The 12,419-nt window shown below is 74.3% G+C and carries 12 protein-coding genes; 8 read left to right on the top strand and 4 right to left on the bottom strand.

Translation table 11 applies throughout. The features are described 5' to 3' along the window. Position 1: 1 nt before the first annotated feature. Both ACFXPX_RS14075 and ACFXPX_RS14070 read left to right on the top strand, forming a co-directional pair. Positions 2-1,048 (top strand): agmatine/peptidylarginine deiminase, encoded by a 1,047-nt coding sequence (locus ACFXPX_RS14075; protein ID WP_380641317.1) that lies wholly within the window; start codon positions 2-4, stop codon positions 1,046-1,048. 130 nt (positions 1,049-1,178) lie between these two features. After that, a complete protein-coding gene (locus ACFXPX_RS14070) occupies positions 1,179-1,778 on the top strand; it encodes a TetR/AcrR family transcriptional regulator (RefSeq protein ID WP_375890175.1) in 600 nt (199 codons plus the stop codon). Between the two features lie 769 nt (positions 1,779-2,547). On the opposite strand, the gene ACFXPX_RS14065 is transcribed toward ACFXPX_RS14070, so the two are convergent. Further along, positions 2,548-4,092 (bottom strand): hypothetical protein, encoded by a 1,545-nt coding sequence (locus ACFXPX_RS14065; protein ID WP_380641315.1) that lies wholly within the window; start codon positions 4,090-4,092, stop codon positions 2,548-2,550. Positions 4,093-4,419: 327 nt separating this feature from the next. On the opposite strand from ACFXPX_RS14065, the gene ACFXPX_RS14060 reads away from it, so the two are divergent. The 4 genes from ACFXPX_RS14060 to pth all read left to right on the top strand — a co-directional run bounded on the left by ACFXPX_RS14060 (position 4,420) and on the right by pth (position 7,263). Continuing rightward, positions 4,420-4,959, top strand: a complete 540-nt coding sequence (locus tag ACFXPX_RS14060; protein ID WP_380522767.1) for a hypothetical protein — start codon at positions 4,420-4,422, stop codon at positions 4,957-4,959. Positions 4,960-5,059: 100 nt separating this feature from the next. Continuing rightward, the gene (locus ACFXPX_RS14055; RefSeq protein ID WP_375890169.1) at positions 5,060-5,722 is read left to right on the top strand and encodes a DUF3105 domain-containing protein; all 663 of its coding nucleotides are present in this window, start codon (positions 5,060-5,062) and stop codon (positions 5,720-5,722) included. Positions 5,723-5,856: 134 nt separating this feature from the next. Further along, positions 5,857-6,489, top strand: a complete 633-nt coding sequence (locus ACFXPX_RS14050) for a DUF305 domain-containing protein (protein ID WP_375890287.1) — start codon at positions 5,857-5,859, stop codon at positions 6,487-6,489. 189 nt (positions 6,490-6,678) lie between these two features. Then, positions 6,679-7,263: an aminoacyl-tRNA hydrolase gene (pth, locus tag ACFXPX_RS14045; RefSeq protein ID WP_380522769.1), complete on the top strand. Its 585-nt coding sequence runs from the start codon at positions 6,679-6,681 to the stop codon at positions 7,261-7,263. Here pth and ACFXPX_RS14040 read toward each other — a convergent pair. Next, entirely contained in the window at positions 7,250-8,806 is a 1,557-nt protein-coding gene (locus ACFXPX_RS14040; protein ID WP_380641313.1) for an MFS transporter, read from the bottom strand. The two genes, pth and ACFXPX_RS14040, sit on opposite strands and share 14 nt — an antisense overlap. A 144-nt stretch (positions 8,807-8,950) precedes the next feature. Here ACFXPX_RS14040 and ACFXPX_RS14035 point away from each other — a divergent pair, with 144 nt between their 5' ends. Then, positions 8,951-9,469: a MarR family winged helix-turn-helix transcriptional regulator gene (locus ACFXPX_RS14035; RefSeq protein WP_380590822.1), complete on the top strand. Its 519-nt coding sequence runs from the start codon at positions 8,951-8,953 to the stop codon at positions 9,467-9,469. A 44-nt stretch (positions 9,470-9,513) separates the two neighbouring features. Further along, a complete protein-coding gene (locus tag ACFXPX_RS14030) occupies positions 9,514-10,023 on the top strand; it encodes a GNAT family N-acetyltransferase (protein WP_380641311.1) in 510 nt (169 codons plus the stop codon). Between the two features lie 97 nt (positions 10,024-10,120). Here ACFXPX_RS14030 and ACFXPX_RS14025 read toward each other — a convergent pair whose 3' ends face one another. Then, positions 10,121-10,630 (bottom strand): methylated-DNA--[protein]-cysteine S-methyltransferase, encoded by a 510-nt coding sequence (locus ACFXPX_RS14025; protein WP_380398302.1) that lies wholly within the window; start codon positions 10,628-10,630, stop codon positions 10,121-10,123. After that, the gene (locus tag ACFXPX_RS14020) at positions 10,627-12,246 is read right to left on the bottom strand and encodes a DNA-3-methyladenine glycosylase 2 family protein (RefSeq protein ID WP_380641309.1); all 1,620 of its coding nucleotides are present in this window, start codon (positions 12,244-12,246) and stop codon (positions 10,627-10,629) included. The genes ACFXPX_RS14025 and ACFXPX_RS14020 overlap by 4 nt, the downstream gene beginning before the upstream one ends. Positions 12,247-12,419: the final 173 nt, after the last annotated feature.

The following is a 12,419-nucleotide window of genomic DNA, read 5'->3' as shown; positions in this document are numbered from 1 at the left end:
GATGATGACCACCCCCACGCCCGCCTCCCTCGGCTATCGGATGCCCGCCGAGTGGCACCCCCACGAGCGCACCTGGATGGCCTTCCCCACCACCAACCCCACCTTCGAGACCCCCGAGCAGCTGCACGCCGGCCGCGAGGCCTGGGCCGCCGTCGCCGACACCATCGTCCGGTACGAGCCGCTCACCCTGATCGTCAACACCGGCGAGACCGCCGACGCCCGCCGGTACGTCTCCGAGGCCGTCGAGATCGTCGAACGCCCGCTCGACGACGCCTGGATGCGCGACATCGGCCCCTCGTTCGTGATCGACGGCAAGGGCTCGCTGGCCGCCACCGACTGGATCTTCAACGGCTGGGGCGCCCAGTCCTGGGCCCGCTGGGACAAGGACCAGCACGTCGCCGAGCACATCAGCGAACTCACCGGCGTCCAGCGCTTCGCCTCCCGGCTGATCAACGAAGGCGGCGGCATCCACGTCGACGGCGAGGGCACCGTCCTCGTCACCGAGACCGTCCAGCTCGGCGAGGGCCGCAACTCCGACTGGACCAAGGAGGACGTCGAGGCCGAACTGCACGCCCACCTCGGCACCACCAAGGCCATCTGGCTGCCCCGCGGACTCACCCGCGACTACGACGAGTTCGGCACCCGCGGCCACATCGACATCGTCGCCTCCTTCGTCCGCCCCGGCGTCGTCGTCGCCCACGTCCAGCCCGACCCGGCCCACCCCGACCACGAGGTCTGCCAGGAGCTCGTCGCCGTGCTGCGCGCCGCCACCGACGCGCAGGGCCGACAGCTGGAGGTCATCGAACTGCCCGCCCCCACCGTCCTGTTCGACGAGGACGGCGAGCCGGTCGACTACTCCTACATCAACCACTACGTGGCCAACGGCGCCGTCGTCCTGTGCGCCTTCGACGACCCGCGCGACCAGGAGGCCGCCGACATCCTCGCCAAGGCCTACCCCGGCCGCACCGTCGAACTCGTCGACGCCCGCGGGATCTTCGCCAACGGGGGCGGAATCCACTGCATCACCCAGCAGCAGCCCAAGGCCTGACGCCGGGGGTACCGGAGCGGGGAGCCTTCCCCGCTCCGGTACCGTTCGGACTTCCACCAGCGCCGCCGTCTCCCCGTCTCGCCCGTCTCGCCCGTCTCGCCCGTCTCCCGCGTCAGGAAGCAGCCCCACCATGGCCGACCCCCGCCCGCGCCGCCCGGCGCGCCCCCGCGAGGAGGTCTACGCCACCGCCCGGGCCGCGATCGCCGAACACGGACTCGCCAAACTCACCATGGCCGGGCTCGGCAAACAGCTCCAGATGAGCGCCGGACACCTGCTCTACTACTTCGGCAGCAAGGACCAGCTGCTGCTCGAAACCCTCCGCTGGAGCGAGGACCAGCTGGGGGCCCGCCGGCGCGCAGCCCTCACCGACCCGGCCCTCGACCCCTGGCAGCGCCTCGACGCCTACCTGCGGCTCTACCTGGCCGAAGGCCCCGGCGACCCGCGCTGGATCCTCTGGGTGGAAGTCTGGGGCCGCTCCCCGGCCAGCGCCGAACTCCGCCAGGGGCAGCAGGAGATCGAGGCGCCCTGGCAGGCCGACCTGGTCACCCTCATCGAGCAGGGCACCAGCACCGGCCACTTCACCCCCGGACCGGCCGCCGACCGCGCCGGCCAACTCCGCGCCCTCCTCGACGGCCTGGCCGTCCCCATCGCCATCGGCCTCCCCGGCGCCCACCACCCCACCGCCCTCACCCAGGCCACCGCCGTCGCCACCATCCTGCTCCGCACCTGAGGCACCCCGGCCACTGAGCCCTGGCCGCCTCTTCCGGTGCAGCCCCCCCCGGCCCGCCGGGGGTCGGGCCCCGCACGCGGCGTGCCTCTCGGGGGAAATATGTAGACCGATCTACTGGCTGGCCATCCCGGAGAATATGTAGATCGATCTACAGATTCATCGGGCTTCTCGACCACGCCGCCACCCTGCCCGCACCAAAAGTCGGCCCAGCCGACTTCCCATGCAGCGCGCGCAGAAGTAGACCGACCGGTCTATAGATTTCTTCCCCCAGCGCACTCGCCGCTCCCGCACCAGAAGTCGGCCCAGCCGACTTCTGGTGTCCGGAGGGCCGGGGTCGGGGTCGGGGCCAGGGCCGGGGCCGGGGCCAGGGAGAACTGAGCTGCGGCCCGCCGGCAGGGCGTTCGCCCCTCGGTCCTCGGCCCTCGCCCGACCAGATGCGGGAGGGCCACGGCATCACGGCACCCGGTGCACCGGGGGGCGAACACAGATCCGGTTGAGCCAGAAGTCGGCCGGGTCGACTTCTGGCTACGCGGGGCCTGCTCTCTCAGCCCGACCCGCCTGCCCGAGAGTGCCACGCCCCCGATGAGCACCGAGCACTCGCACGGGGACTGTGCACCAGAAGTCGGGCGGATCGACTTCTGGTGTGCGGGGCTTGCTGCCCCGCCCGGCCGGCTCCGGGTCGGGAAGGGGGCGGCCCGATGGGCGGCGGGCGCCGTGGGGGGCTGCGCTGGAAGTCGGGCGGGCCGACTTCTGGTGCGATGGGGCTTGGTCATTCGGTCCAGATGGCGGCGGCGGTGCGGTCGTCGGCGTAGCCCTTGGCGCGGACTTGGACCTGGCGGAGGAAGTCGACGGTGCCCGGGGGGTGGGGGTGGGCCCAGTGGGAGGAGAGGAAGTGGGCGACCGCCGGTTCGTCGGCGATGGGGCGGGACAGGCCCGGGGTGCAGAGGAGCAGGATGTCGCCCGGGGTGGCGGGGACGAGCCGGAAGCGGAACGGGCGCGGGTCCGGCACGGGGGCCTCCGGGACGGGCGGCTGGCCGTCCGGGTGGTGGAGCAGCCGGGCCGCGTAGGCGTCGATCCAGTGGCCCGAGCGCAGCAGGTAGAGCCCGCCGGGCCCGACGCCGAAGGCGGCGCGGTAGCCGGCCGCCGGGTCCAGCGACATCAGCAGACAGTGCAGCGAGGCCGGGGACGGGCTGTCGTCCCCCTCCGTCTGGGAAGCGAGGGCCCGCAGCGGGGCGGCCGCGCCGGTGGCCAGGCGCTGGAGGCCGTAGCGCAGCCGGTCGCGGGCACCGTCGCGCAGGTCGGCGGCGAGGCCGGTCCGGCTGCGTCCGATGGTGGCGGCGAGCTGGCGGCAGGCCTCGCCCGTCCCCGCGGCGACGGCCTGCGGGGTGAGTGACTCGTCCTCGGCGCCGCCGGTGCGCTCGTAGCCGGCGAGGACGGCGAGCAGCAGCCCGTCGGGGCCGTCGCCGAACCTGGTGACCAGCAGGCTGTCCCGGCGCGGCTCGCCGCGGTAGCGGGCGGAGTCGCCGCGGACGGAGACCGCGCGCAGCACGGTCGCCCCGTACTGGGCGCCTTCGAGCGCGGTGTCCGGCACGACGGCGTCGAGGGTGTCGGGGTCGGCCTCCGGTACGGCGGTCGGTTCGGGGCCGTAGGTCGGGGGGCGTTCGCCGACGTGGGGGACGGTGGGAGGGGTCTCGGCGAGCGGGGTGCGGATGGCGAGGCGCGGGTCGGGGACCGAGGCGGGGACGGGAACGGGGGCCACGGGTTCGGGGTCGGGCTGCGGCGCGTGGTCGGGCTCGGGCTCGGGCTCGGGGGTTGCGGCGGGGGGAGGGGTGGGGGCGGGGGCGAGCTCGGGGACGGGCTTTTCCAGGGAGACCGGGGGGACCGGGGAGACCGGGGTGGGCGGCTGCTCGGGCTCGGGCTCCGCCGCGGGGGGCTCGGGGGCCTGCTGGGTCTCGGTCGAGCTGCGCTGGCGCCCGATGCCGCCGGCGCCCTCGATGACGCCGAGCGCGTCGTCGAACCAGTCGTCGATGCTGTCCCGTTCGGCCGCGGGCGCCTCCGCGGGCTCGTCCACGGGCACCTCCACGGGCTCGTCCGCAAGCTCCTCCGCAGCTTCCGCCGCGGGCTCCGGCACCGGCGGAGCGGTGCGCTGCGGCCCGATGAGTCCGGCCGCCGTGTCGAACCAGTCGTCGACGCTGCCGTCGCCCGGGTCGGCGTGCGGGGTGTCGGGGAGGGTGCCCGCCGGACCGTCGTAGACGGTGTCCCACCAGCCGTCGTCGGGCCGGGGCGGCTGTGCGGGTGCACCCTGCTTGCTCATCTGGCGGCTCCTGGTCGGTCCGTGGTCGCGCCGCCCCCGGCGGGGCCGGACTGGCGTCATTGTCTCCAAGTGCAACGACCGTGTCCGGGTTTCGGCGACAACCGGTCACCGATCGGATCATCCCGGCCACCGCGCTCACCTGCCGGTTCACGGCCGTCCGGGCAGCTGGGTGGGACGGGTGTCACCGACTCGTTCGCTCCCGTTCCGTCCCTGCTTGCCGGATGTGCCCCGAGCAGGGCGTTTCCTGGACATTGGGGGGTGTTGGCGGCCGAAAATGAGGTCCGAGGAGGGGCATCGCTTCACCCGTTCGGCTGATTAAATGTGCGCATGACCGCGTCGGCCCCGAGCTCGCCCCGACCGGGGAGGGCCGCACCGGCGGGCCGCCCGGCGGGTGTGCTGTTGGTCCTGTTGCTGGTCGCGCTGTTGTCCGCGCTGCCGTGTTCGGGCCTGGCGAAGGCGGACGCCCCCGTCCGCCCCGGCCCGGCCCCGGTGAGTGCCGTGTCCCTGGTGAGCGCCGTGTCGCTGGTGAGCGCGGCGGACGCCGTCGCGCCGGCACCGCACGCCCACGACGCCCGCGACGCCCGCGACGTCGTCCGGGCGTCCGACCACCACTGGTTCGGGGAACCGCAGGAGCACTGGATCCTGTGCACCGCCGACGGCCAGCCACCGCGCAACAACGGCTGCTCCAGCCACCCGTTCTGCCCGCAGGACGCCCAGTTGCCCAACCCGCCGCCGCATCCGCAGCCCGCCGTACTGCCGTTGGCCGTGCCGACGCCCGAGGCGCTGCCCCGGGCGGTGCCCGCGGGTCTGCTGGACGGTCCGCGCCCCGCGCCGGATCTGCACGAACTCCAGGTCCACCGGTCCTGAGCGGAACCCACCGCCGACGCTCCCGTCGGCGGGTCCGCCCTACCCCCACTACAGCCGACCGCCGCCACAGCCGTGCGCGGCGGGGACAAGGACGACCATCATGGGTTCCGCCTCCAAGCAGTCCAACAAGCCCGGTGCCAAGGGCAACGTCGACCGCCGCGCCCGGATCGCCGAGCTGCGCGCCGCCGAGCAGCGCCGCGACCGCCGCAACAAGGTGATCGCCTCGGTGGCCGCCGGTGTGCTGGTGGTCGGTGCGATCGGCACCGCCACCTGGTTCGTCATGGACCAGAACCAGAAGAAGAAGGACCGCGTGGCCGCAGCCAACGCGGACATCCCGGGCGTGAAGACCTTCGGCGACCTGAGCCGCAACCACGTCAAGGAGAAGGTCAACTACCCGATGACCCCGCCGGTCGGCGGGGACCACAACGCGGTCTGGCTGGACTGCATGGGCCACGTCTACGACCAGCCGGTCGAGAACGAGCGCGCCGTCCACTCGCTGGAGCACGGCGCGGTCTGGGTGACGTACAACGGCAAGGCCACGCCGGACGACATCAAGACCCTGTCCGACAAGGTCAAGAACACCCCGTACTCGCTGATGAGCCCGTACCCGGACGAGCAGGGCACCATCACCCTGAACGCCTGGAGCACCCAGCTGATCGTGGACAGCGCCAGCGACCCGCGGGTCAGCCAGTTCTTCACCAAGTACGTCCAGGGCAAGCAGACCCAGGAGCCCGGCGCCTCCTGCACGATGGGGCAGATGTGACCGCCAAGGGGGCCCGCCCGGAGGACGTCCCGGCGGCGGAGGCCGAATCGGCCGGGGTCGCGGACGCGGCCGGGGCCGGGGCCGGGGCCGGGGCCGGGACGACGGAGCCGACCGGCCGGCCGGGCCGTCGGCGGATGTGGTGGCCGGCCGCGCTGGCCGCCGCGGTGGCGCTGGCGCTCGGGGTGCCGGCCCTGGTGGCGGGTTCGACCACGGCCTCCGGCTCCTCCTCGGTCGCCGTCCCGGCCGACGACTCGCCCGAGGCCGGGTTCGCCCGTGACATGGCGACCCACCACCAGCAGGCGGTCGACCTGTCGTTCATCGTCCGGGACCGCACCAGCGACGAGCCGACCCGCACCCTCGCCTTCGACATCATCAACACCCAGGCCAACCAGCGCGGGATGATGATGGGCTGGATCGACCAGTGGGGGCTGTCGCAGCACTCGCCGGCCAAGCCGATGGCGTGGATGAGGATGGGCCACGACTACCAGGCCCACGACGGTTCGCTGATGCCCGGCATGGCCACCAACACCCAGATGGCGAAGCTGCGTTCGCTCAGCGGGCGGGACGCCGAGGTGTACTACCTGCAGCTGATGATCGAGCACCACAAGGGCGGCGTCGAGATGGCCCAGGGGTACGTCGACATGGCGAAGAACGACGTCGAGAAGCGGCTCGCCCAGTCGATGGTGGTCGCCCAGACCTCCGAGGTGGAGCTGATGACCGACATGCTCAAGGAGCGCGGCGCCGCCCCCGGCGTCCCCGCGTCCTGACACCCGCTGGTCCTGCTGCTGTTCCTCTGTTCCCGCTGTTCCGCTGTTCCGCTGTTCCCGCTGTTCCCCCGTTGTCACGTTCCCTCCGTTCCCTCCGTTCTCCCGGACGGCCGGGGCGCGCGGGCGGTCCCGTACCGGCCCGCACCGCGCCCCGGCCGTCCGCCGTTCCACAGCACCTGGAGTTCCCGCATGACCCCTCAAGCGCCCTGGCTGATCGTCGGACTGGGCAACCCCGGCCCCTGGTTCCGGACGACCCGGCACAACGCGGGGTTCCTGACCGTGGACCGGCTGGCCGAACGGCACGGCGCCCGGTTCCGGCGGCGCGGGATCGGCGGCACGGTCGCGGAGATCGAACTGGACGGGCGGCGGGTGCTGCTGGCCAAGCCGCAGTGGTTCATCAACCTGTCCGGTCGGCCGGTGTCCGGCCTGATGCGCCGATACGGGGTGCCGGTGGAGCACCTGGTGATCGTCCAGGACGACCTGGACTTCGCCTACGGCTCCGGCAAGTTGAAGCGCGGCGGCGGGCCGGGCGGGCACAACGGGGTCCGTTCGGTGGGTGACGTGCTCGGCACCCGGGACTTCATCCGGCTGCGCTTCGGCATCGGCCGCCCGCCGAAGGGACAGAGTGTCGGCGACTACGTGCTCAAGAAGTTCACGGACGAGGAACTGGCCGCGATGCCAGAGGTGTTGGAGCGCTGCGCGAACGCCCTGGAGACGCTGGTGCGGCTCGGCCTGAACCGGGCCCAGGACGCCCTGAACATCAGCGCGCCCTGAGGCCCTCCGGGCCGCCGGGGCCCCTCCGCCCGGGGCCGTGCGGGTCGAAGCCCGCTCGGTCCGGGCCGTCCCGGCGCGCGGTCGGGCGGGTCAGAGCGACGGCCGCCACCGCGACCGCCGCGAGGGCGACCAGCACCGTCCGCCCACCGGACGCCGCGCCCGCCAGGTGGACACCGAGGACCGACAGCGCCATGCCCAGCGCCGTACCGAGGCTGCGCGCCATGTTCACCATGCCGCCGCCGACGGCCGAGCACTCCGCCGGGACCGCCCGCATCACCAGGGCGTTGTTGGCCGGCAGCAGCAGCCCCAGCCCGTAGCCGGCCACCAGCAGCGGGGCCGCCACCGCCGCGCCCGAGGCGGGCAGCACGGCGAACAGCAGCAGCCCGGCGGCGGCGAGGCCGGCCCCGGCGCGGCACCGGGCGACGTCCGACCAGCCCCGGGGCAGCAACCCACCGCCGACCGTCGCGGCGACCGCGAACGCGGCGGGCAGCAGGGTGACCACCAGGCCGGCGGCCGCCGTCGAGACCCCCGCGCCGGTGAGCAGCACCGGGCCCAGTACGAGCGGGCAGAACAGCAGTAGGTAGCCGATCAGCGCGACCACCAGCCCGGACCGCACACCCGGGGTGTTGACCAGCCCGGGCGCCAGCACCGGCCTGGCCGCCCGCCGCTCCTGGCGCACCAGTGCCAGGGTGAGCACCGCGGCGGCCGCCAGCAGGACGACCACGGCCCAGCCGGGCAGCGGCAGGCCGGAGGCGGTGGAGAGGGCGAGCAGCAGCGAGGTGGTCGCGCCGGTGAGGAGCAGCATGCCGGGCAGGTCGAAGCGAGGCTCGGAGGACGTGCGGCGTGCAGAGCCTCGGGGTACGGAACCGCGAGGTGCGGGAACGGTGGTGGGGACGGTGGTCGGCCCGTCGGCCGCGGTCCGGGTGCGGGGCAGCAGGTACCAGCCGGCCACGATGCCGAACAGCGCGATCGGCACGTTGACCCAGAACACCCACTGCCAGGAGGCGTGTTCCACCAGCAGCCCGCCGAGGCTCGGCCCCAGTGCCAGCCCGAGCCCCTGGGCGGCGGCCTGGATGCCGAGCGCGCGCCGCATCGCGTGCTCGGGGACACCGCGGGCGACCAGGGCGACGCTGTTGGCCTGCATCATCGCGGCGCCGACGGCCTGTAGGGTCCGGCAGCCGACCAGGATCCACAGGCTGCCGGCGAGTCCGGCGCCGAGGGAGGAGAGGCCGAAGACGGCGAAGCCGCCGATGTACATGGTCTTGCGGCCGACCAGGTCGGACAGCCAGCCGACCGGCGCCAGCAGGGCGACCAGGACGAGCAGGTAGGCGAGGGCGACCCATTCGACGGCGGCGAAACCCGCGCCGAAGTGGCGGCCGAGGGCGGGGAAGACCAGGGCGATGACGCTGGCGTCGAGCTGGCCGAGGAAGGCACCGAGACAGACCGTGCCGACGGCCAGCCAGTGGGCGTGGCGCCAGCCGGCTATGCCGCGGGGCCGGGCCCGCTCGGTGAGCAGGCGCGCGGTGAAGGCGGTGGCGTTCATGCCACGAATATATCGGATGCAGATATGTTCTTGCTACGACTTGCTCGCCCTGCGATACGAAACATCTCGCAGGGCGCCCACCCCGCGTCCGAGGACCGGACAGCGCCCCGGGAACGCCCCGTACCAGGCGATACGCTGTCCGCCATGCCGTCGTCACCACACGTTCCCGACCCCGCCACCGAAAGCCCCGACCCGGCGGTCGAGCACGCCCGGCGGCTGACCGACACCGTCACCCGGCTGCGCCGCGCCCTGCGCAGCAGCATCCGCACCGACTACCCCTGGGAGTCCCTGCCGATGGCGCAGGTCGAACTCCTCCAGACGCTCGCCGCCGCCCCGCTCCGGGTCGGCGAACTCGCCGCCCGCCAGCGGCTCGCCCCCAACACCGTCAGCGGCCTGGTCGGCAAGCTCCTGGAAGCCGGCTTCGTCGACCGCCAGGCCGACCCCGGCGACCGGCGCACCGCCCGCATCGCCCTCACCCCCGCCGGACGGCTCCAGCTCGACGACTGGCAGCACGCCCACGAACGCCGCATCGCCACCGCCCTCAGCACCCTCGACCCGGCCGACCGCGCGACCGTCGTCCACGCCCTGCCCGCGCTGGACCGGCTCGCCCGCGCCCTCGCCCAGCCCGGGGCGGTCGGCCCCGAGGGGCCCGCGGGCGGGTGAAAACCGCTGGTGGACGGGGTCCGGCGGGCGCTACCGTCCCCGGCATGACCACCACCGAGGTACAGCTCGAACCCTGGACGGACGCCGACCTCGCGCTGCTGCGCCGGGTGAACACCCCGGAGATGAAGAAGCACGTCGGCGGGCCGGAGACGGAGGAGCAGCTGCTCGTCCGGCACGGGCGCTACCTGGACTTCGTCCCGTCCGGGCTGGGCTGCATGTACCGGATCGTGCTGCTGCCCGAGGGCGAGGCCGTCGGCACGGTCGGCTACGGCACCCGCAGCTGGGACGGCGGGACCGTGCACGAGATGGGGTGGAACGTGCTGCCCGAGCACCAGGGGCGCGGCATCGCCGTGAGCGCCACCCGGGCCGCCGTCGCCGCCGCCCGGCGCGAGGCCGCGCACCGCTTCCTGCACGCCTTCCCCTCGGTGGACAACCCCGCCTCCAACGCGGTCTGCGCGAAGGCCGGGTTCACGCTGCTCGGCGAGACGGAGTTCGAGTTCCCGCCCGGTCGGTTCATGCGCAGCAACAACTGGCGGGTGGACCTGCGGGGTTGAGGCCTCCGAGGTTGAGGCCTGCGGGGTTGAGACCTGCGGGGGTTGAGACCTGCGGGGGGTGGGGCCTGCGGGGTTGAGGCCTCCGGGCACGGGTGTCTCAGAAGAGGGTGCCGCTCTCCAGCTCCAGCAGCCAGCGCTTGCGGTCCACACCCGCGGCGAACCCGGTGAGCGCGCCGCCGGCGCCGAGCACCCGGTGGCAGGGGCGCACGATCAGCAGCGGGTTGGCACCCACCGCGCCGCCGACCGCCCGGACCGTCCGCGGCGACTGCCCGGCCAGTTCGGCGAGTTGGCCGTAGGTCACGGTCGTGCCGTACGGGATCTCGTCCAGCGCGGCCCAGATCCGGCGGCGGAACTCGGTGCCCTCGGGGGCGAGCGGGAAGTCGAAGGTGGTGCGGTCGCCCTTGAAGTAGGCGGTCAGCTGGGCGACCGGCTCGGCCAGGGCCTCGGGGTCGTACTCCCAGTCGTCGGCGGGCTCGGCCAGCGCGTACTTCTGCCCGGGCGCGGTGACCGTGGCCAGGGCCGCGGGACCGCCGTCCTCGGGCAGCACGCCGCTGAGGAGCAGCGGGCCGAACGGGCTCTCCATGGTGGTGTAGACGGTGGTGCTCATGCCGGGTCGTTCTCCGTTCCGGTGTTCGTGCTGGTGCTGGTGCTGGTGCTGGTGCTGAGGATGGTGCTGGTGCTGTCGGCGCTCGCGGGGCCGGCCCACAGGCGGTGGACGGCGTAGGAGCGCCACGGGGCCCAGGCCTCGGCGGCGTGGGCGGCGGCCTTGGCGTCGCCGGGGGCGCCGAGCCGGAGGAGGCCGTGCTTGACGCCGATGTCGGTCGGGAGGAAGACGTCGGGGTCGGCGAGGGCGCGCATCCGCAGGTAGCCGACCGTCCAGGGGCCGATGCCGGGCAGCGCCAGCAGCCGGGTGGCGGCCTCCTCCCGGTCGACGCCGCCGTCCAGGCGCACCACGCCCTCCGCCAGCGCGGCGCACAGGCCGGTGAGCGCCCGGCGGCGGGCCGCGGGCATCGCGAAGTCCTCCGGGTCGGCGGTGGCCAGCACCGCCGCCGAGGGGAAGAGCAGCCGCAGTCCGCCGCTCGGCTCGGGCAGCGCGGCACCGTACTTCTCCGCGAGCCGGCCCGCCAGGGTGCGGGCGGCGCCGACGGTGATCTGCTGGCCGAGCACGGCACGGACGGCGAGCTCGTGCGGCTCCACGTGGCCGGGCGAGCGCAGGCCGGGGCGCTCGCGGACCAGCGGGCCGAGCACCGGATCGGCGCCGAGCTGCTCGTCCACGGTGTCCGGGTCGGCGTCCAGATCGAACAGGCCGCGCAGGCGCTGGACGGCGGTCGGCAGGTCGCGCAGGTCGGCGAGCAGCAGGCGGCAGTCGAGCCAGCCGCGGGTGCGCGGGTCCTGCGGTGCCAGGCCGTCGACCTCGGCGATGCCGTGCCCGTACGGGAGCGCGAGGGTGCGCCGATAGGTGCGCACACCGGGGCGCGCGCCGGGTACCACCTCCTCCACGCCGGGGACGGCGCGCAGCTCCAGGAAGTCGATCAGGTGGTCGCTGTCCAGCGCGCCGCGATAGGCCAGGCGCAGGGTGAGCCCACCGGCCGGGGTCGCCGTGCGGCGGCCGGACACCACCTCGGCGCGCAGGCCGCTGGGGGTGCGGTCGTAGACCTCGCGCACGGTGTCGTTGAACTGGCGGACGGAGGCGAAGCCGGCCGCGAACGCGATGTCGGTGACGGGGAGTTCGGTGGTCTGCAGGAGCAGCCGGGCGGTCTGGGCGCGGCGGGCCCGGGCCAGCGCGATCGGACCGGCGCCGAGCTCGGCGGTGAGCTGGCGCTGGAGCTGCCGGGCGCTGTAGCCGAGGCGGTCGGCCAGGCCCGCGACGCCCTCGCGGTCCACCACGCCGTCGCCGATCAGGCGCATCGCGCGGCCGACCAGGTCGGCGCGGTGGTTCCACTCCGGGGAGCCCGGCACCGAGTCCGGGCGGCAGCGGCGGCAGGCTCGGAAGCCTGCGCCCTGGGCGGCCGCGGCGCTGGGATAGAAGCGGCAGTTGGCACGTTTGGGGGTCACGGCGGGGCAGCTCGGCCGGCAGTAGATGCCGGTGGAGGTGACCGCCGTGAAGAAGACGCCGTCGAAGCGGGCGTCGCGGCTGTCCACGGCTCGGTACCGAATGTCGTCGTCGATCACGTTGTCCAGTTTGCGGGATCGGACGAGGGGTGACTGGCGGGAATCGGACATTGCCGTTGGGGGCTTCCCCCTCCCCTCCCCCCTCCCCCACCCTCCCGCCGCCACCACCCACCACCCACCACCCACCCACCACCGGGCCCGGCTCCATACCGGGCCCCGCCCGGCCCCGCCCGGCTCGCACGGCTCCGCCTCGGCCCGTCCCCGCGCTGGCCGGCCGCCGGCCG

Source organism: Kitasatospora sp. NPDC059146 (assembly GCF_042786665.1).
Lineage (GTDB): Bacteria > Actinomycetota > Actinomycetes > Streptomycetales > Streptomycetaceae > Kitasatospora.
Note: the sequence above shows the minus strand (reverse complement) of the source record. Positions and strands in the feature narration are given on the sequence as shown.